Annotated in this window: 12 protein-coding genes and 1 pseudogene; 8 read left to right on the plus strand and 5 right to left on the minus strand. The window is 61.6% G+C overall.

Features of this window, described 5'->3' with window-relative positions; genetic code table 11:
- Positions 1–30: 30 nt before the first annotated feature.
- Entirely contained in the window at positions 31–1,245 is a 1,215-nt protein-coding gene (gene dapC, locus ACSQ36_RS06405; RefSeq protein WP_436181270.1) for a succinyldiaminopimelate transaminase, read from the minus strand.
- Between the two features lie 493 nt (positions 1,246–1,738).
- Between dapC and smc the strand changes: the two genes are divergently transcribed.
- The 4 genes from smc to def all read left to right on the plus strand — a co-directional run bounded on the left by smc (position 1,739) and on the right by def (position 9,518).
- Positions 1,739–5,254, plus strand: a complete 3,516-nt coding sequence (smc, locus tag ACSQ36_RS06410; protein WP_436181271.1) for a chromosome segregation protein SMC — start codon at positions 1,739–1,741, stop codon at positions 5,252–5,254.
- Positions 5,255–5,491: 237 nt separating this feature from the next.
- Positions 5,492–6,736, plus strand: coding sequence for a cell division protein ZipA C-terminal FtsZ-binding domain-containing protein (locus ACSQ36_RS06415; RefSeq protein WP_436181272.1), 1,245 nt, complete (start codon positions 5,492–5,494; stop codon positions 6,734–6,736).
- A gap of 134 nt (positions 6,737–6,870) precedes the next feature.
- Positions 6,871–8,988, plus strand: coding sequence for an NAD-dependent DNA ligase LigA (ligA, locus tag ACSQ36_RS06420; RefSeq protein ID WP_436181273.1), 2,118 nt, complete (start codon positions 6,871–6,873; stop codon positions 8,986–8,988).
- Positions 8,985–9,518 carry a peptide deformylase gene (gene def, locus ACSQ36_RS06425; protein WP_213763113.1) on the plus strand — a complete coding sequence of 178 codons (534 nt, stop codon included), beginning with the start codon at positions 8,985–8,987 and terminating at the stop codon, positions 9,516–9,518. The genes ligA and def overlap by 4 nt, the downstream gene beginning before the upstream one ends.
- A 237-nt stretch (positions 9,519–9,755) precedes the next feature.
- On the opposite strand, the gene ACSQ36_RS06430 is transcribed toward def, so the two are convergent.
- The 4 genes and pseudogenes from ACSQ36_RS06430 to map form a co-directional block, all read right to left on the minus strand.
- Positions 9,756–9,995, minus strand: a complete 240-nt coding sequence (locus ACSQ36_RS06430) for a hypothetical protein (protein ID WP_213763111.1) — start codon at positions 9,993–9,995, stop codon at positions 9,756–9,758.
- A 226-nt stretch (positions 9,996–10,221) separates the two neighbouring features.
- A pseudogene (locus ACSQ36_RS06435) lies at positions 10,222–11,445 on the minus strand (pseudouridine synthase); the annotation flags it as partial.
- A gap of 987 nt (positions 11,446–12,432) precedes the next feature.
- Complete coding sequence (locus tag ACSQ36_RS06440; RefSeq protein WP_436181274.1) at positions 12,433–15,018, minus strand: [protein-PII] uridylyltransferase; 2,586 nt, start codon at positions 15,016–15,018, stop codon at positions 12,433–12,435.
- A 494-nt stretch (positions 15,019–15,512) separates the two neighbouring features.
- Positions 15,513–16,322: a type I methionyl aminopeptidase gene (map, locus tag ACSQ36_RS06445; protein WP_213763106.1), complete on the minus strand. Its 810-nt coding sequence runs from the start codon at positions 16,320–16,322 to the stop codon at positions 15,513–15,515.
- A 474-nt stretch (positions 16,323–16,796) separates the two neighbouring features.
- Between map and rpsB the strand changes: the two genes are divergently transcribed.
- The 4 genes from rpsB (at position 16,797) to frr (ending at position 20,452) form a co-directional block, all read left to right on the plus strand.
- On the plus strand, positions 16,797–17,549 hold the full coding sequence (gene rpsB, locus ACSQ36_RS06450; RefSeq protein WP_213763105.1) for a 30S ribosomal protein S2: 753 nt from the start codon (positions 16,797–16,799) through the stop codon (positions 17,547–17,549).
- 273 nt (positions 17,550–17,822) lie between these two features.
- Positions 17,823–18,704 carry a translation elongation factor Ts gene (gene tsf / locus ACSQ36_RS06455; RefSeq protein ID WP_436181275.1) on the plus strand — a complete coding sequence of 294 codons (882 nt, stop codon included), beginning with the start codon at positions 17,823–17,825 and terminating at the stop codon, positions 18,702–18,704.
- A gap of 378 nt (positions 18,705–19,082) precedes the next feature.
- Positions 19,083–19,796: a UMP kinase gene (gene pyrH / locus ACSQ36_RS06460; RefSeq protein ID WP_158936770.1), complete on the plus strand. Its 714-nt coding sequence runs from the start codon at positions 19,083–19,085 to the stop codon at positions 19,794–19,796.
- Between the two features lie 95 nt (positions 19,797–19,891).
- Positions 19,892–20,452: a ribosome recycling factor gene (gene frr, locus ACSQ36_RS06465; protein ID WP_213763102.1), complete on the plus strand. Its 561-nt coding sequence runs from the start codon at positions 19,892–19,894 to the stop codon at positions 20,450–20,452.
- The last annotated feature ends 21 nt before the right edge of the window (positions 20,453–20,473 follow it).

The following is a 20,473-nucleotide window of genomic DNA, read 5'->3' on the forward strand; positions in this document are numbered from 1 at the left end:
CTGTGATTAAGGAGAGATTTACCGGGTCGGTCAACGCTGCTTCAGCGTGCCGCAAAATTCGACGATACGCCGCGCACCTTCCACACATTCGTCGACATCGGCGACCAGCGCAATGCGAATGAAGCCGCTGCCGGGATTCGTGCCGTGGGCGTCGCGCGCCAAGTATGAGCCCGGCAAAACCGTCACATTATAGTCGGCGTAAAGGCGTGCGGCGAACTCGGTGTCGGTTACGCCGGTGCGCGCCACGTTCGCCCACAGATAGAAAGCGGCGTCGGGCAGACGGACGTCGAGCACCTCGGCGAGCATGGGGGTGACGGTCGTGAATTTCTTGAGGTACAGCGCGCGGTTGTCGCGCACGTGCGCCTCGTCTTTCCACGCAACGACGCTCGCTGCCTGGAACATGGGCGAGAGCGCTGCGCCATGATAGGTGCGGTAGAGCAGGAATTGCTTGAGTATCGACGCATCCCCGGCGACAAAACCCGAGCGCATGCCGGGCACGTTCGAGCGCTTCGACAAGCTCGACAGCATCACCAGCCGTTCGAAACCCCGACCCAGCTTGTGCGCGGCTTCCAGGCCGCCCAGCGGGGGCGTGGCTTCGTTGAAATAGATCTCGGAATAGCATTCATCGGAGGCGATCACGAAGCCGTGCCGATCCGATAGCGCGAACAACTCGCGCCAGTCGTCGAGTGTCAGCACGGCGCCGGTCGGGTTGCCGGGGGAGCAGACGAAGAGCAATTGGGTACGTGCCCAGACGGCGTCGGGGACGGCTGCGTAGTCGCAGGCGAAGTTGCGCGCCGGATTGCTGTTCACGAAGTACGGCTCGGCGCCGGCCAGCAAGGCTGCGCCTTCGTAGATCTGATAGAACGGATTCGGGCACACGACAACGGGCGGTTCAACGGTGCTGCGGCTGTCGATCACGGTCTGCGCCAGCGAGAACAAGGCTTCGCGGGAACCGGAAACGGGCAGGACTTCCGTGGCTGCATTGACCGCGGGCAGGCCGTAGCGCTGCTTCGTCCAGTCAGCAATGGCCTGACGCAACGACTCGCTGCCGGCGGTGGCGGGATACGACGCGAGGCCTGACATCGCATTCACGACTGCCTCGCGGATCAGCGCCGGCGTTGCATGTTTCGGCTCGCCGATACCAAAGCTGATCGGCGCCAGATCAGCGCGCGGCGTGACGCCCTTGAATAGCGCGCGCAGCTTTTCGAATGGATACGGCTGGAGTTTCTGGAGAAGTGGATTCACGGCGAAGTCGGTGCAAATGATGAAACGACAAGGCTCGGATTATAGCCCCCTCGTGCCTCCTGGTTGGGTTTGCTGGCGCTTTGAGGCGGTCCTGCCGTCGGCCGGAAGGCCGGTTTGCGCCATGCGCAGCCAGTGGACCGCCGCTGCCGCCGGCAAGCTGAAACCGACTAGCATTGACCCTTGCAGAACCCCGGCCCGCCGACCGTTGTGAGCAAGAAACCCTGTGTCAGCAAACCAAAAGAATTCAAGACGGGCGATGGTATGATTGTCACCGTTCGCCGGGTTGCGTGCTCGCGGTGGCTTGTAGTTATATACATAAGCCGTCGGGCAATGGCACCACGGGTTGCGCTCCGTCGCTTCTATTCGACAGGGTTCGACCCACCGCCCGAGCGTTTTCGACCGGCGTTAGTCGTTATCTCCTGCCGCACAAGCATCATGGCTCGGAGGCCCGCCGGCCCGTTCTCCCGAATTCTTTTCAATCAGCGATATCGCCGTGCGTCTGACCTCGATAAAACTCGCTGGCTTCAAGTCCTTCGTCGATCCCACCCATTTCCAGGTCCCAGGCCAGCTTGTCGGCGTGGTGGGCCCGAATGGCTGCGGCAAGTCCAACATCATCGACGCCGTGCGCTGGGTGCTCGGCGAATCGCGCGCGTCCGAACTGCGCGGCGAGTCGATGCAGGACGTGATCTTCAACGGCTCCACCGCGCGCAAGCCCGGCAGCCGCGCCAGCGTCGAACTCATCTTCGATAACGCCGACGGCCGCGCCGCCGGCCAGTGGGGCACCTACGCCGAAATCGCCGTCAAGCGCGTCCTCACGCGCGACGGCACGTCGAGCTACTACATCAACAACCTGCCAGCCCGGCGCCGCGATATCCAGGACATCTTCCTGGGTACGGGGCTTGGCCCGCGCGCCTACGCGATCATCGGGCAGGGCATGATTGCCCGGATCATCGAAGCCAAGCCCGAAGAGCTGCGCGTGTTCCTGGAAGAAGCCGCAGGCGTGTCCAAGTACAAGGAACGCCGCCGCGAGACCGAAAACCGCCTGCACGATACCCGCGAAAACCTGACCCGCGTGGAAGACATCGTGCGCGAGTTGAGCGCGAATCTGGAAAAGCTCGAAGCCCAGGCGATCGTCGCGACGAAATACAAGACGCTGCAGGCCGACGGCGAAGAAAAGCAACGGCTCCTGTGGTTGTTGCGCAAGAACGAGGCAGGCAACGAGTCGGAGCGCCAACAGCGAGCAATCAGCGACGCGCAGATCGAGCTCGAAGCACAAACCGCCAAGCTGCGTGAAGTAGAAGCGCAACTGGAAACGTTACGCGTGGCGCACTACAGCGCGAGCGACGCCATGCAGGGCGCCCAGGGCGCGCTGTACGAAGCGAACTCGGAAGTGGCCAAGCTCGAGGCGGAGATCCGCTTTATCGTGGAATCGCGCAATCGGGTGCAGGCGCAGATTGCCGCGTTGAGCGCTCAGCGCGAACAATGGCAGATGCAAGCCGAGAAAGCCCGTGGCGAGATCACGGATGCCGAAGAAGCGTTGGCTATCGGCGAGGAAAAGGCGGCAATCGCGCAGGAAACGGCCGCGGCGAAACACGACGAACTGCCGGCGCTCGAAGCGCGCTTCCGCGACGCCCAGAGCGAGTTGAACGCAGAGCGCGGCGGTATCGCGCAGACTGAACAGGCGTTGAAGCTCGAGGCTGCGCATCAACGCAATGCCGATCAGCAACTGCAGCAGTTGCAGCAGCGTCACGAACGCCTGAAAAGCGAAGCGGGTGGCCTGGACGCGCCCGACGAAGCGCAGCTCGAAGAGTTGCGCATGCAACTGGCCGAGCACGAAGAAATTCTCGCTGAAGCTCAAGCCCGGCTCTCCGAGGCGCAGGACACGCTGCCGCGTCTGGATGGCGAGCGTCGCGCGGCGCAAGAGAAAGTGCAGTCCGAAAGCGCGCAGATTCACCAGCTCGAAGCGCGGCTCGCGGCATTGAAGCAGTTGCAGGAAAGCGTCCAGACCGAAGGCAAGATCCAGCCGTGGCTCGACAAACACGAGCTCGGTTCGTTGCCGCGTCTTTGGAAAAAGCTGCACGTTGAAGCGGGTTGGGAAACGGCGCTGGAGTCGGTTCTGCGTGAGCGGATTGCGGCGCTGGAAGTATCGAATCTCGACTGGGTGAAGGCGTTTGCAACCGATGCTCCGCCCGCCAAGCTCGCGTTCTATGCACCACCCAACGCCGGCCGTCCGCAGGAAACGCCCGCTGGCTTGCGGCCGCTGCTGGCGCTGATCCGTATTGACGATGCCGGTCTGCGCGCCGTACTGACCGACTGGCTGGGCAACGTTTTTGTCGCCGATGACATCGCTCAGGCTCTGGCCTCGCGTTCACAATTGCCGGACGGCGCTGCGTTCGTGGTGAAGGCCGGGCATGTGGTGACCCGCGTTGGCGTACAGCTTTACGCCGCCGATTCCGAGCAGGCCGGCATGCTCGCCCGCCAGCAGGAAATCGAAAACCTGACGAAGCAAGTACGCGCGCAAGCCCTGCTCGCCGATGAAGCCAAAGCCGCTGCTGTACGAGCGGAAGCGGCGCACACGCAGGCATCGGCGAGTCTGGGCGATGCCCGTTCTTCCGCCGAACGCGCGACCCAACGCGTCCACGCATTGCAAATGGACGTGTTGAAGCTCGCGCAGGCGCACGAACGCTACATGCAGCGCAGCACGCAGATCCGTGAGGAACTGTCGGAAATTACCGCGCAAATCGATGAACAGCGTGCGTTGCGCGCTGAATCGGAAGCGAATTTCGAGCGCCACGACGGCGAACTCGCCGAGTTGCAGGCGCGTTTCGAAGATCATCAACTGGCGTTCGAAGCACTCGACGAAGCATTGACCAACGCACGCCAGGAAGCGCGGGACCTCGAACGCGCGGCCACCGACGCCAGCTTCGCGGCGCGTGGGCTCGCGGCGAAGATCGAGGAATACCGGCGCAACATTGAAACGGCGAAGGATCAGAGCGAACGCGTGGCCGGTGCGCTGGAAGACGCCCGCGCCGAACTCGAAACGATCAACGAGCAAACGGCGCACACCGGCTTGCAGGACGCGCTCGAACTGCGCGCGGCCCGGGAAGCGGCGTTGCAATCGGCCCGTATCGAACTCGACGATCTCACCGCGCGACTGCGTCAAGCAGACGAATTGCGGCTTATCGCGGAACGTTCGCTGCAGCCGTTGCGCGACAAGATCAACGAATTGCAGTTGAAGGAACAGGCGGCACGCATCAGCGGCGAGCAGTTCGTCGAGCAACTGGCGGCGGCGGGTGTCGATGAAGCAGAGCTGCAGGCCAAGCTCACGCCGGATCTGAAACCTTCGTATCTGCAAGGCGAAGTCACGCGGCTGAACAACGCGATCGCGGCCCTTGGCGCCGTGAACATGGCCGCGCTCGATGAACTCGCCGCAGCCAGTGAGCGCAAGGATTTCCTCGACGCGCAATCGGCGGATTTGAACGACGCCATCGGCACGCTGGAAGACGCGATCCACAAGATCGACCAGGAAACGCGGTCGTTGCTGCAAGGCACGTTCGACGAAGTGAACCGTCATTTCGGCGAGCTTTTCCCGCGTCTTTTCGGCGGTGGCCAGGCGAAACTCGTGATGACCGGCGACGAGATCCTCGATGCCGGCGTGCAGGTGCTCGCGCAACCGCCGGGCAAGAAGAATTCGACCATTCACTTGCTGTCGGGCGGCGAAAAGGCACTCACCGCCACGGCGCTCGTGTTTGCGATGTTCCAGTTGAATCCTGCGCCGTTCTGTCTGCTGGACGAAGTGGATGCCCCACTCGACGACGCCAACACGGAGCGCTTTGCGAACCTTGTGCGTGCGATGTCGGAGAAGACGCAATTCCTCTTCATCTCGCACAACAAGATCGCGATGGAAATGGCGCAACAACTGATCGGCGTGACGATGCAGGAGCAGGGCGTCTCGCGGATTGTTGCCGTGGATATGGAATCCGCGGCGGGTTTCGCCCAAAATGCTTGAACGTTTGGCCGGGCTTTTTTAGAACGGGCAGCAAGATAGTAGGGAGAACCGGCCCCGGAGGCCGGTTCTGGCGCGCAGGCGCGGAGTGACCCACGCGGTATCGGACAAAAATCCGATACCGCGTGGGGCGCAGATCGCACAGCGTAAGCTCAACAAGCGCTCAAATGAGCGCCGGATGCCTTCAATAGCGCCGCCAAGCGCGCCGAGAGCGCAACCAGAAAGTATGACGGAGAGTGCATGGACGAGTTGACACTCGGGTTGATTGGAGCGGGAGCCGTGGTGGTAGGCGGCGTGGTGGTGTACAACGCGTGGCAGGGCGCCAAAGTGCGCCGCAAGATGCCGCGCCCGATGCCTGACGAAGCAGCGGAGTCGCTCGCGCGCAACGATGCCGACGAGGAGCAGCCGTTCATCGAACCTACACGCCCGGTGCGACGTGAACCCGCCATGGGCGAGGGCGAGGCGGCGGACACGCGGGTCGAGCCGAGTTTCGGCGGTGCGCCGCTTTCCACGGTAGCGCCGGCCGATACCGCAGTCGATATCCAGGCTGAATCGACCTCGGTGAATGGCGATTTCCAGGAGCCGGATTCGTCACCCATGTCCCCCATCCTTGACGACGATGACGAACCCGTCTTGCCCGCCGCGACCACGATTTCATCGGCGCCGCCGGCTATCGTGGATCGGCGGATCGATTGCGTGGTGCCCATCCGTTTGCTTGCCCCCATCGCGGGCGAAAAGCTGATTCCGAGCGCGCAGAAGTTGCGCCGCGCGGGCGCGAAGCCCGTGCATATTGAAGGCAAGCCGGAGGGCGGCACGACCTGGGAATTGCTCAAGAACGGCGCGCGTTACGAAGAGTTGCGCGCAGCGGCACAACTGGCCAATCGCGGCGGCCCGCTGAACGAACTGGAGTTTTCGGAGTTCGTGACGGGGGTGCAGCGTTTTGCCGACACGATCGACGGTTCTCCCGAATTTCCCGACATGCTGGAAACGGTTGGCATGGCGCGCGAACTCGACGCGTTCGCGGCTCAATGCGACGCGCAATTGTCGATCAACATTCTCTCCGACGGCGCGCCGTGGTCCGCCAACTACGTGCAGGCGGTGGCCTCGCAGGATGGTTTGCTGCTGTCGCGCGACGGTACGCGTTTCGTCAAGCTCGATGCCCGCCAGAACCCGGTGTTCATGCTGCTTTTCGGCGATACCAACTTCCTGCGCGACGACCTGACCTATAAGGGCGGCCAGATGATCACGCTGGTGCTGGACGTACCGGTGGCCGACGAAGACATCCTGCCGTTCCGCCTGATGTGCGATTACGCGAAGTCGCTCTCCGAGCGCATCGGCGCGCGCGTGGTGGACGACCAGCGCCGGCCGTTGCCGGAGTCGTCGCTGCTGGCTATTGAAAAGCAGTTGATGACGCTGTACGCGAAGCTCGAACAGGCTGGTATTCCGGCAGGTTCCCCCGCCACGCGGCGATTGTTCAGCCAATAAAATCTTACGGCGGCGCCCGTTGGACAGTTAGCGATTTTCGTCAGGCATCGACTGCACGGTCGATGCCACGATCAGCCGATCTCTGAGACAATCAACAGGTCGGTTTCCTCTAACTCTCTAGCCTGTCTCGCCGCATGTCTGCCAAACCGAAAGCCGCTTCCAAGGCTGATTCCAAAGCGGACTCCGCTGTTTCCGCCACTTCCGCTGCGCACGGCGCGCCCATCGCCAGCGCCGAGCGGCCGGCTGAGCGCGCCGTCTGGCTGCGCACGGAACTCGAGCGCGCCAACTACGCGTATTACGTGCTCGATCAGCCGGATCTGCCCGACGCCGAATACGACGTCCTGTTCAAGGAACTGCAGCAGATCGAGACCGATCAGCCCGAATTGATCACACCGGACTCGCCCACGCAACGCGTCGGCGGTCAGGTCGCAACGGGTTTCCAGCCGGTCACGCACGACGTGCCCATGCTCTCGTTGAACAACGGTTTCGCCGATGAAGACATTATCGCGTTCGATAAACGTGTCGCCGACACGCTGGGTCACACGCCCGTTGAATACGCGTGCGAACTGAAATTCGACGGCCTGGCCATTTCCCTGCGTTATGACGACGGCATCTTCGTTCAGGCGGCCACGCGCGGCGACGGTGCGACGGGAGAAGAGGTCACCGAAAACGTCCGCACTATCCGTTCGATCCCGCTGAAACTCAAGGGCAAGAACATTCCGAAGCGGCTTGATGTGCGCGGCGAAGTGCTCATGTTCAAGCGCGATTTCGAGAAGATCAACGCGCGGCAGCGCGAAGCTGAACAACGTGAGTTTGCAAATCCGCGTAATGCGGCGGCTGGCGGTTTGCGGCAACTTGATCCCAAGATGACCGCGCAGCGCCAGTTGTCGTTTTTCGCTTATGGCATCGGCGTGCTGGAAGGTGCGGAGATGCCTGTGTCGCACTCGGCGCTGCTCGACTGGTACAAGGAAATGGGCCTGCCGGTCAACGCGGAGCGCGGTGTGGTGCAAGGCGCTGAAGGCCTGCTCGAGTTCTTCCGCAAGACCGGCGAGAAACGCGATGGTTTGCCGTACGACATCGACGGCGTGGTCTACAAGGTCAACCTGCGCGACGAGCAGGACAAGCTGGGTTTCGTTTCACGTGCACCGCGCTTTGCGCTCGCGCACAAATTTCCCGCGCAGGAAGCGCTCACGCAGTTGCTGGCTATCGACGTACAAGTCGGCCGTACGGGCGCCATTACGCCGGTTGCGCGTCTTACGCCTGTGTTCGTCGGCGGCGCGACGGTGACGAATGCGACGCTGCATAACGAAGACGAGGTTCGGCGCAAGGACATCCGTATCGGAGACACCGTGATCGTGCGGCGTGCCGGCGATGTCATCCCCGAAGTCGTCGGCGCGATCCTCGACCGGCGTCCAGACGACGCCCGGGAGTTCGTGATGCCGACCGAGTGCCCGGTCTGCGGATCGAAGATAGAAAGGCTTCCTGACGAAGCCATTGCTCGCTGCACGGGCGGCCTGATCTGTCCCGCGCAACGCAAGCAGGCGTTGTGGCATTTCGCGCAACGGCGCGCGCTGGATATCGACGGGCTGGGTGAGAAGATCATCGACCAACTGGTCGATGAGAACATCGTGCGCACGCCCGCGGACCTGTTCAATCTCGGTGTGGCAACGCTCGTCGCGCTCGACCGTTTCGCCGATAAATCCGCCCAGAATCTGTACGATTCTCTCGAAAAGGCGAAGCAGACCACCTTGCCGCGTTTTCTGTACGCGCTCGGTATTCGTCACGTCGGGGAGTCGACGGCGAAGGATCTGGCCAAGCATTTCGGCTCGCTCGATCCGATCATGGCGGCAAGCGTCGAGGAATTGCTGGAAGTGAACGATGTCGGCCCGGTCGTGGCCGAGTCGCTGCACAATTTTTTCAGCGAACCGCATAACCAGATGGTGATCGAGCAATTGCGCGCGCCGGGCAAGGTGACCTGGCCCGAAGGCCCGCCCGCGCCGAAGGCGCCGCAGGGCGTTCTGGCCGGCAAGACGGTCGTGCTCACCGGCACGCTGCCTACTCTGTCGCGCGAAGACGCGAAGGAGATGCTGGAGGCGGCGGGCGCGAAAGTGGCGGGATCGGTATCGAAGAAAACGGATTACGTGGTGGCGGGGGCGGAGGCCGGCAGCAAGCTTGTGAAGGCTGAGGAACTCGGCGTCCCGGTACTCGACGAAGAGGGTATGCGCAAGCTTTTGGAGGGAGAAACACCATGATTCGCGAAATCCTCAAAATGGGCGATCCGCGTTTGTTGCGTATCGCCGAGCCGGTCGATCATTTCGATACACCCGAGCTGCACGCTCTTGTTGAAGACATGTTCGACACCATGCGCCACGCAAACGGTGCAGGGCTGGCCGCGCCGCAGATCGGTGTGGATTTGCAGGTCGTGATCTTCGGTTTTGCGCACAACGAGCGTTATCCGGAGGCCGAACCGGTGCCGGAAACGGTGCTGATCAACCCGATCATCACGCCCGTCTCGCATGACATGGAGGAAGGCTGGGAAGGGTGTTTGTCGGTGCCGGGCCTGCGCGGCGCCGTGCAGCGGTATTCCATGATCCGCTATCAGGGGTTCGATCAGTACGGCTCGCCTATCGAACGGCTGGCCGAAGGCTTTCACGCGCGCGTCGTGCAGCACGAATGCGATCACCTGATCGGCAAGCTTTATCCCATGCGCGTCACGGATTTCTCGAAGTTCGGCTTCACCGAGATCCTGTTTCCAGGACTCGATCCGAAAAGCGACGATTGATCGATCGACGGGCGAACGGCTGGTTGACCGGCTGGTCAGCCGCTGAAAGGAATAAGGGCCGCGAAGAATCGCGGCCCTTTTGTTTGGTGGGGTGGTTTGGCGAGATGCAGCCTTTTCGCGGTGCATGATGAATTGGCGACGCGCTCAGCCGTGCCGTACAGGATCAGGCCGTTTCGTTTAGCTGGATCATTCATGCATCAAGGAAGCAAAAACCGCCGGAGCCCGGCGGCCTCATCCTCAGGCGAAGCTTTTCTTGGGTCCCGACGCCATTGCCGGCTGGCGGAACAATGCAATGTGCTCCGGATTCGCCGATGCCTGCAAGCGTCCGTCCGGCAACCGCGCGATGACCACTTCACCCACGCCCGGGCTCATCACGACAACTTCGTCGTGCACGGCGAGCAGCGCGTCGAGTCGACGTCGGCCGCTGATGATTTCGAGGCCGGTTTTGGTTTCGCGAACAATGATCTCAACGGACATGGCAATTCTCCAGTAGCACTTCGCAGCATTCGCCCAAGCACACGCGACTTGAAGCGGTAAATTGCGCGTGTACCTGACTAACGGTCATGTGTCATATTTTCTTTAGCCAAAAAATCGGCCAAAAAAAATCGATGCGATCGGCAGGTGCCGTTCGCATCGATTGGTAACAATTTCGTCGTTTTTCCGCGACGTTTTGAAGCGCGCGGAGAAGGCAGCGAAGCTGTTTTTAGAACGCTTCGTCCGCGCCCAGATAACGCCACTGGCCCGGCGGCAAGGCGCCGAGCGTCACGTGGCCCATCCGGATCCGCTTCAGGCCAACCACTTCCAGCCCAACCAGCTCGCACATCCGGCGAATCTGGCGCTTTTTGCCTTCGCGCAACACAAAGCGCAACTGTTCACCATTTTGCCAACTGACCTGCGCTGTTTTGAGCGGCACGTCGTCGAGGGAAAGTCCGTGGCGCAGTAATGCGAGGCTTTCGGGCGGGAAATGCGGCTCGATATCGACTTCATGCTCGCCGAATTTCACGCGCACGAGATATTCCTTATCGACGTCCGAATGTCCGCCGATCAGTTGCTTCGCCACCCGGCCATCCTGGGTCAGGACGAGCAGGCCGGTCGAATCGATATCCAGACGGCCTGCCGGTGCAAGCGTGCGCAAATGCAGCGGCGTGAAGCGGATGCCGGACTGGTCGTCGGCCCAATGGTTGGACGGATTGACCAGCGTGACAGCCGGCTGATAGCCGTCTTCCGCCTGACCCGACACGTAGCCAACCGGCTTGTGGATCAGAATGGTGACCTGCTGCATCTGGGCCGCGTGCGCGGCGGGTGCGATTTCAACGTTCTGGTCGGGACGAATCTTGGTGCCGAGCGTATCGATGACTTCGCCGTCGACCAGAACCCAGCCTTTTTCGATCCATTCATCGGCTTCGCGGCGCGAGCACAGGCCGAGTTCCGACATCACCTTCGACAAGCGCACGAGCCCTTCTTCATTTTCGCGTGCGATGCGGGCGGGCGAGGGCGGAGCGTCGACGTCACGCGGTTTTGACGGTTTCGATACCGGTTTGCGCGCGGCGGGTTTGTGCTCATCGCCGAAGCGTCCGGATGTGTCGCGTGCTACGTAAGGGCTGTCGCCTGAGGGCCGTTGGCGGTCGGTAGGGGCTGGGCGCGGGCTGCCATCGTGCGAATGGTTGCGCTCGCGCGGAGCGCTGCGGTCACCGCGGTCATTAAACGATGGGCGGGGCGTGCGGTCGCTGCCTGGGCCGCGCGAATCATCGCGGGGTTTGAACGGACGGCGTTCGTTGTCGCTTGAGGGGCGGTCGCCACGTGGGGCACCGCGGTCGCCGAAGGACGGACGGGGGCCGCGATCGCTGCTTGGACCGCGTGGAGCATCACCACGCGGCGCGTATGGGCGACGTTCGCCATCGCCGGAAGGGCGGTCACCGCGCGGAGCGCCACGGTCGCCAAACGACGGGCGCGGACCGCGATCGCTGCTTGGGCCACGCGGAGCATCGCCGCGAGGTGTGAACGGACGACGTTCAGCATCGCCGGAAGGGCGGTCACCGCGCGGAGCGCCACGATCGCCAAACGAAGGCCGGGGCCCGCGGTCGCTACTCGGACCACGCGGAGCATCGCCACGCGGCGTGAACGGACGACGTTCGCCATCACCAGAAGGCCGATCACCGCGCGGAGCGCCACGGTCACCAAACGAAGAACGCGGGCCGCGATCACTACTCGGACCACGGGGAGCATCGCCACGAGGCGTGAACGGACGACGTTCACCATCACCAGAAGGTCGATCACCACGTGGAGCACCACGATCGCCAAACGACGGACGCGGACCACGATCACCACTCGGACCACGGGGAGCATCACCACGCGGCGTGAACGGACGACGTTCGCCATCACCAGAGGGCCGATCACCACGCGGAGCGCCACGATCGCCAAACGAGGGACGCGGACCACGATCACTGCTCGGACCACGCGGAGCATCGCCACGCGGCGCGTACGGGCGACGTTCGCCATCGCCGGAAGGGCGGTCACCACGCTGAGCGCCACGATCGCCAAACGAAGGCCGGGGCCCGCGATCACCACTCGGACCACGCGGCGCATCGCCACGGGGCGCATACGGACGACGTTCGCCATCACCAGAAGGCCGATCACCGCGCGGAGCGCCACGATCGCCAAACGAAGGCCGGGGCCCACGATCACCACTCGGACCACGCGGCGCATCGCCACGCGGCGTGAACGGGCGACGCTCACCCGTACCCGACGGTCGTGCACCGCCAGCCGGTTTATCACTACGCACTGGCCGATCGCCGCTCGCGATTTCAGCGCGTGCGGGCTTTTTTCGTCCGGCAGCGCTGCCGGTACGAACGGGGGAACGTGCCGGCGATGCCGGGCGCGGGTGTTTCGCTGTCAGTTTGACGCGCATATATTCTCAGGCTGCGATCGCGCGCAGCAGTTCGGTTTCGACCTGGATCTGCGTCCGGTTGTCGGATAGGGTTTTGCCGTCGAGCAGGAACACGTCTTCCACGCGTTCGCCAAGCGTATTGATCCGCGCCGCGTGGACGCCGATCCGGTGCTGGGCCAGAACCCGCGCGATCGAATAAAGGAGGCCCTGCCGGTCGTTAGCCGATACGGACAGGATGTAATACTGACCACGTTCGTCGGGACGTAAATCCACGCGCGGCGTGATCGGAAAAGTGCGCACAAGCCGGGAAACACGTCCCTTCGACGGTTCCGGCAAGATGCCTTCAGCAGTCAGCAGCGTACTCAACTGCTGTTCGACGAGATTCGCAATGTCGCGATAATGCCCGTCATGGTCGGGATGCGCGACCAGAAAATTGTCGAGCGCGTAGCCGTGTCGGGTCGTTGTGACGCGCGCATCGAGCACGGACAGGCCGTTTTTGTCGAAATACGCGCAGATCCCGGCGAACAAATCGGGCCGGTCCTGCACATACACCAACACTTGAAGCGCGGCGCCAATCGGCGAAGGCCGCGCCCGTACGATCGGCTTTTCGCTCTCCACGTGTTTATAAAGCACGCGGGTTTGCCAGGCGATATCGGCGGCGTCGTGGCGCAGGAAATAGCCGACATCAAGCTTGTCCCACAACACTTTTTCCGCGTTTTCGGGCACGGTTTCAAGGCGCAGCAACGCGAGCGCGTCTTCCTGGCGCGACTTGAGTTCCGAGTGCGCGTGCAGTTCGGCGCCGCCGAGCACGGCGCGCGTGGCGCGGTACAAATCCTCGAGCAGCTTGCCTTTCCATGCGTTCCAGACCTTGGGGCTGGTGCCGCGGATATCGGCGACGGTCAGCAGATACAGCGCGGTCAACCGGCGCTCGGTCTTGACCATCGATGCAAATTGCTTGATGACTTCCGGATCGCTCGTGTCCTGCTTTTGCGCGACCTGGCTCATGGTCAGATGCTGTTCCACGAGCCAAACGACCAGGTCGCTGTCGTCCGCGCCAACATCGTGTTCACGACAAAAACGCCGTGCATCCGCCATGCCGAGCACGGAGTGATCGCCGCCGCGGCCCTTGGCGATATCGTGAAAAAGTGCCGCGATGTACAGCACCCAGGAGCGCTCGAAATTACCCATCAGCTGGCTGCAGAACGGGTATTCATGCGCGTGTTCGGCCATCGCGAAGCGCCGGATGTTGCGCAACACCATCAGGATGTGCTGATCGACGGTATAGACGTGATACAGGTCATGCTGCATCTGTCCGACAATGCGCCGGAAGTTGAGTAGGTAACGCCCCAGCACGCTTGTCTGGTTCATCAGCCGCAGCGCGTGCGTGATGCCTTCGGGCTGCTTCAGGATCTCCATGAACAGGCGCCGGTTTTCGGGGTCCCGCCGCCAGTCGCGGCCCATCAGGTCACGTGCGTTATAGATTGCCCGGAGCGTTCGGGCGGATAAACCCTTCACGCCGCGCGTTTGTTCGTACAGCAGGAACGCTTCGAGAATGGCGTTGGGTTCACGTTCGAAAACGTCGTCGCTGGCAATTTCCAGCATGCCCTGCTTCTCGACGAAACGCTCGTTGAGCACGCGGGTAATACCGCTCGTCGATGGAAACAGTTGCGCTTCCACGTTCTGGATCAGGATGGTGGCAAGCTGCGTGACGGCTTTAGCGGCCCAGTAGTAGCGGCGCATGAGCTGTTCGCTCGCGCGCTTGGACGAAGTCGCTTTATAGCCGAGGCTTTCGGCCAGCGCCGTTTGCAAGTCGAAGACGAGGATGTCCTGGCGCCGCCGCGCAATCACATGCAACCGCGCGCGCAGGGTCTTCAGAAAACCTTCGTTGCGGCGCAGTTCGCTGGCTTCGCGCTCGGTAATCAGCCCGCGCGAATCCAGTTCACGCCAGCTGCTGCCGAAACCGGCCGCGCGCGAGATCCATAAAATAAGCTGCAGGTCACGCAATCCGCCCGGGCTTTCCTTGATATTCGGCTCGAGGCTGTATGGCGTGTCCTGATACTTGGCGTGCCGCTGGCGCATCTCCAGGACTTTCGCCTGGAAGAACGCACGCGGATCGAGCGTCTGCCGATATCGCCCCTCGAAGGTCTCGAACAGCGTTTCGTTGCCTACGATGCGCCGCGCTTCCAGCAGCGAGGTCTGGATGGTGATGTCGTTGCTTGCTTCATCTATGCACTGCGTCACCGACCGCACGCTGCTGCCGATCTCCAGGCCAAGATCCCACGCCATGCCAATCAGCCGCTCGATACGCGCGGCCAGTGAAGCGGTGTGGTCGGGCGTTTCGTCATCGGGCAGGAGGACGAGGATATCGACGTCCGAATAGGGCGCAAGTTCGCCGCGCCCGTAACCGCCGACCGCAATCAGCGCCGCCGATTTCGGCATGGCGCAGGCCTCCCAGGCGCCTTGGAGCGCTTCGTCGGTGGCGCGCGCGAGGGCATGCATCAGGCCATCGACGTTGGTTGCGCTTTGGAAGCGCTCGAGCAGGGCGGCCTTGGCCGTCTTGTACGAGGCTTTCAACGAATCGGCTTGGGGCGGGGCGTCGGCAGGTACGCTCATGGGCAGGCGGGTCGTCAAGTCAGTGGATGAAAATTGATCGTGGCGAACAGGCGGTTCGCCGGTTTTAAATCAGGTCACGCGCGATGCGGTCAGTGCGCACCCCGGACATGGGCTGCATGCGGCGTGGCAACGCAGGTGCTGTCTGACCAGTCTTGACCACGAGCCCGAGTTGTTGGGCGCGGACCAAGGCGAGACGCCGTAAGCTTCCTATACCACGCTATACAGCAAGCTTAAGCCGTCTTTAAACCGGGCGAAATAACTCTGGCTTGATCGGGCACAACTCAAGATCCGGCGCGACTCACGACAACAATTCATGGCGCGAAAAGCGCCTGACGGGCGGAGCACAACCCAAATAGCGAGATTCGCTCCGGTTGATATAGGCCGGAACACGATACGTGCACGACTCGGCCACAACCTGCAGCGTCAAAAAAACCCGGCCGGTCAACGGTAGAACCACATGCTCCGGGTTCTCGGTCAAGCCACTTCAAGCCGCTTCAAGCCGCTGCGGCGATCAATTCCGAAGGCGCTTGCGTGCCCGCCGACACGGTCAGCACTTCATAACCTGTCGGCGTAACCAGCACCGTATGCTCCCATTGCGCGGACAGACTGCGGTCGCGCGTCTTGACAGTCCACTGGTCGGGCATGGTGCGGATATCGCGGCGGCCAGCATTGATCATGGGTTCGACCGTAAAGATCATGCCCGCCTGCAATTCGATGCCCGTGCCGGGCCGGCCGTAGTGCAGCACTTGCGGATCTTCGTGAAAAACCTGGCCCACGCCGTGGCCGCAGTACTCGCGCACCACGCTGTAGCCTTGCGCTTCGGCATATTTCTGGATGGCGTGCCCGATATCGCCGAGATGCGCGCCCGGTTTGATCTGGTCGATTCCGAGCCACATGCAGTCGAACGTGGTTTGCACCAGGCGTTTCGCCAGGATCGATCCTTCGCCGACCAGGAACATCCGGCTGGTATCGCCGAAATAGCCTTCCTTGATCACGGTGATGTCAATATTCAGCGCGTCGCCGTTTTTCAGCGCCTTGTCGCCGGGAATGCCGTGGCAAATCACGTCGTTGACCGAGATACAGGTGGCTTTCGGGTACGGCGGATAGCCGGGCGGCTGGTAATTCAGCGGCGCGGGCACCGTGCCTTGTTCTTTCAGCATGTACTCGTGGCAAAGCCGATCGAGTTCGCCCGTCGTCACGCCAGCGACAATATGAGGCGTGATGAAGTCGAGCACTTCGCTGGCAAGTCGGCAGGCGACGCGCATTTGCGCGATATCGTGGTCGGTTTTCAGCGTAATGGACATGACTTGTATCGAGAATGCGTATAAGCGGCGGCGGGCGCCAATCGATCATTATCGCACCTTAGAGGGCTCGCCGCACCCGGGGCGGGCCGGCGCGGCGGTTTTAGAGCAGCCGGCACATGAATTCTGCGATTGTTTTGCCGACGTTTTGTTGCTTGCTGTCCCGTCCGCGGCGCTTGGCGGGACAGCAAGCAACGGCGCCCGGGCCCGCATCCGGATGAACGGGCATCTTGAGTCGTGCCGTTTGAGCGTGATATACTCGCTGGCTAAGTCTGCATCTACTTTGTAATCGTCTTCTCAATGCGTTTTTTCTGAAAATTATGTTTTCTGAAAAACACATGGAGAGAAGGTGCGGGGAAGAGTGGACTTGAATCGCAAGCCGGCGCACCCAGGGTGTCCGGCGCCCCGAAAAGCTAAGAAACACGGGGCGCCCGATGCGGCAGCCGGCTTAAGACCTAACCCTCGCGGAGAACTCTCATGGCAGTAACAATGCGTGAAATGCTGGAAGCCGGTGTCCACTTCGGTCACCAAACTCGCTTCTGGAACCCGAAAATGGCTCCGTTCATTTTCGGTCATCGCAACAAGATTCACATTATCAACCTCGAAAAAACGCTGCCGATGTACAACGACGCGCTGAAGTACGTGCGTCAGCTGGCAGCGAATCGCGGCACGATTTTGTTCGTTGGCACGAAGCGCCAATCGCGTGACACGGTGGCGGAAGAAGCGCAACGCGCTGGTATGCCTTTCGTGAACGCGCGCTGGCTCGGCGGCATGCTGACCAACTTCAAGACGCTGAAAGTATCGATCAAGCGCCTGAAGGACATGGAAGCAGCGCTGGAAGCCGGTGAAACGGAACGCATGAGCAAGAAGGAAGCGCTCCTGTTTGAACGTGAAATGGCCAAGCTGATCAAGTCGATTGGCGGCGTGAAGGACATGGGCGGCATTCCGGACGCAATTTTCGTGGTTGACGTTGGTTACCACAAGATTGCCGTGACCGAAGCCAAGAAGCTGGGCATTCCGGTTATTGCCGTGGTTGATACGAACCACTCGCCGGAAGGCATCGACTACGTGATCCCGGGTAACGACGACGCCAGCAAGGCAGTCATGTTGTACACGAAGGGCGTGGCCGACGCGATCCTGGAAGGCCGTTCGAGCGCGGTGAACGAAGTGGTTCAGGCAGTTCGCAGCGGCGAAGGCGACGAGTTCGTGGAAGTCAACGCAGAAGCGTAAGTCTCTGCAGAAGACGCCGACATGATGGTTTCGGCAAAAAAGGGGGCTTTGCGAAAGGCCCCCTTTTTTTAACCGGCAGCCACTGCAACGTAAAGTGACAACGGCACTATTCGTGGGCAGCAGAACGCGAAACAGTCGTGAAGTATCTGTGAAGTATCGAAGTTATCGAAGTATCAGGCAGCATCCCCATTCTGGCCGCGGGCATTTCTCGCCGGCGGCGCGTGTCAATAGTGCGAACGTGTGAAAGCACGGCACAGACTCAAGGAGCAAATGATGGCGGCAATTACCGCAAGCATGGTGGCAGAACTGCGCGCAAAGACCGACGCGCCCATGATGGAATGCAAGAAGGCGCTGACGGAAGCCGAAGGCGACATGGAGCGCGCTGAAGAGCTGCTGCGCGTGAAGCTGGGCAACAAGGCGAGCAAGGCTGCGTCGCGGGTGACGGCTGAAGGCATCATCACGGCGCACATCGACGGCGGCGTGGGTTCGATCGTCGAACTGAATTGCGAAACGGACTTCGTCGGCAAGAACGACGACTTCCTGGCATTCGGCAAAACCGTCGCCGAGATCGTGGCAAAGAGCAACCCGGCCGATGTCGCCGCCCTCGGCGCGCTGCCGCTGGAAAGCTCGACGGTCGACGCCGTGCGTCTCGCGCTGGTCGGCAAGATTGGTGAAAACGTGTCGATTCGCCGTTTCGTGCGTTTTGAATCCGCCAACAAGCTGGCTTCGTATCTCCACGGTACGCGCATCGGCGTGCTGGTCGAGTTCGCGGGCGCGGACGAGCAGGTCGGCAAGGACGTTGCCATGCACATCGCTGCAATGAAGCCGGTTTCGCTGTCGTCGGACGACGTTCCGGCGGAACTGATCGCGAAGGAACGCAGCATCGCCGAGCAAAAGGCCGCGGAATCGGGCAAGCCGGCTGAGATCGTCGCCAAGATGGTCGACGGCAGCGTCCAGAAGTACCTGAAGGAAGTTTCGTTGCTGAACCAGACGTTCGTTAAGAACGACAAGCAGACGATCGAACAGATGTTGAAGGCGGCAGGCGCGTCGGTGCAGAAGTTTGCGCTGTTCGTGGTCGGCGAAGGCATCGAAAAGCGGTCGGATGACTTCGCTGCCGAAGTGGCCGCACAAGTTGCCGCCGCCAAGCAAGGCTAAAGCGTCAAACGGCGGTCAGGACTGCGCAGCTGGCTAGATACAGCAGTCGCGGATAGCAGTCGGCGCAGCATCAGCCGGCCCGTTCAACCGGGCCGCTCGACGCAGACACACTGGCCTCCGAGTCAAAAATGCAGTGAAAAGCAGCTAAATGCAGCTAAATGTGAGACGGGCGTTCCCCAACGCGGAACGTCCGTCTCGCGCCCTCATGGCGGTCAAGACCGCGCTGGACGGGCAAACCGGGGTTGATTCAGGTTAACCCCCGGGTGAATCCGTTGCGCCGCCGCGGCTTGTCCAATATGGGATGCTTGCCGGAAATATCGTTTCACCCCTACAGTTCTACGTTGTTGCACTCCCTCTCGGCGCGATCGGAACCCTCATATGCCCACAGCCTACAAACGCGTACTCCTCAAACTCTCCGGCGAAGCACTAATGGGCGACGATGCCTTTGGCATCAATCGCGCGACAATCGAAAGGATGGTGGCAGACGTTGCGGAAGTGGTGCGCATGGGTACGCAACTCGCGGTTGTTATCGGCGGCGGTAATATTTTTCGCGGCGTGGCGGGCGGTGCGGCCGGCATGGACCGTGCAACGGCCGACTACATGGGCATGCTCGCGACCATGATGAACGCGCTCGCGTTGCAGGACGCCATGCGCCACGCCGGTATCGAGGCGCGCGTGCAATCCGCGCTGCGCATGGACCAGGTGGTCGAGCCATACATCCGCCCGCGCGCCATTCGCCAGCTCGAAGAAGGCAAAGTGGTCATTTTCGCGGCGGGTACGGGCAACCCGTTTTTCACCACCGATACGGCCGCTGCACTGCGCGGTTCGGAGATTGGCGCGGAAGTCGTGTTGAAAGCGACGAAAGTGGACGGTGTATATTCCGCCGATCCCAAGAAAGACCCGACCGCTACCCGCTACAGCACGATCAGTTTCGACGAAGCGATAGGCAAGAATCTGCAGGTCATGGACGCGACGGCGTTTGCGCTGTGCCGCGACCAGAAGCTGCCTATTCGCGTGTTTGCGATCAATAAGCCGGGCGCGCTCAAGCGCATCGTTCAAGGCGACGACGAAGGTACGCTCGTCCACGTGTAAACTCTCGCGGTGACAAAAGGACGAGGGCGGGCGTGCTCCCAAGGAACCGCGCCGCCACCGCCAGCACTGCATGCAATAAAAGTACGGAGGCTCACATGAGTTTGGCTGACATTAGGAAGAGCGTCGATCAGAAGATGCAAAAATCGATCGAAGCGTTCAAGAACGATCTCGCAAAGATCCGTACGGGCCGCGCCCACACGGGCTTGCTGGACCATATCCAGGTGGATTACTACGGCTCGAGCGTACCCATTTCGCAAGTAGCGAACATGACGCTGATCGACGCCCGGACAATTGGCGTGCAGGCGTGGGAAAAGAAGATGGTGCCGGTGGTGGAAAAGGCGATTCGCGATTCGGATCTGGGCCTGAACCCCTCCAACCAGGGCGATCAGATTCGCGTCCCAATGCCCGCGCTGACCGAAGAACGCCGCCGCGAGCTCGTGAAGGTTGTAAAAAGCGAAGGCGAAAACGCCAAGATTGCCGTGCGCAATCTGCGTCGCGACGCCAACGAGCAACTCAAGAAACTCGTGAAGGACAAGGAAATCTCCGAGGACGACGAACGTCGTGCAAGCGATGACGTCCAGAAGCTCACCGATAAAAACGTCGCGGAAATCGACAAGCTGGTTGTGTCGAAAGAAGCCGAAATCATGACGGTTTGAGGCCGTTTCCGGTCTCTTGCG

The organism is Caballeronia sp. LjRoot34 (genome assembly GCF_964253815.1).
Classification (GTDB): Bacteria; Pseudomonadota; Gammaproteobacteria; order Burkholderiales; family Burkholderiaceae; genus Caballeronia.

Bases quoted from the DNA above. Each gene is read 5' to 3' on its own strand.
- def (WP_213763113.1), top strand. From the start codon at position 8,985: ATGATTCGCGAAATCCTCAAAATGGGCGATCCGCGTTTGTTGCGTATC.
- pyrH (WP_158936770.1), top strand. From the start codon at position 19,083: ATGCCCACAGCCTACAAACGCGTACTCCTCAAACTCTCCGGCGAAGCA.
- rpsB (WP_213763105.1), top strand. From the start codon at position 16,797: ATGGCAGTAACAATGCGTGAAATGCTGGAAGCCGGTGTCCACTTCGGT.
- ACSQ36_RS06440 (WP_436181274.1), bottom strand. From the start codon at position 15,018: ATGAGCGTACCTGCCGACGCCCCGCCCCAAGCCGATTCGTTGAAAGCC.
- ACSQ36_RS06430 (WP_213763111.1), bottom strand. From the start codon at position 9,995: ATGTCCGTTGAGATCATTGTTCGCGAAACCAAAACCGGCCTCGAAATC.
- frr (WP_213763102.1), top strand. From the start codon at position 19,892: ATGAGTTTGGCTGACATTAGGAAGAGCGTCGATCAGAAGATGCAAAAA.
- ACSQ36_RS06415 (WP_436181272.1), top strand. From the start codon at position 5,492: ATGGACGAGTTGACACTCGGGTTGATTGGAGCGGGAGCCGTGGTGGTA.
- ligA (WP_436181273.1), top strand. From the start codon at position 6,871: ATGTCTGCCAAACCGAAAGCCGCTTCCAAGGCTGATTCCAAAGCGGAC.
- tsf (WP_436181275.1), top strand. From the start codon at position 17,823: ATGGCGGCAATTACCGCAAGCATGGTGGCAGAACTGCGCGCAAAGACC.
- map (WP_213763106.1), bottom strand. From the start codon at position 16,322: ATGTCCATTACGCTGAAAACCGACCACGATATCGCGCAAATGCGCGTC.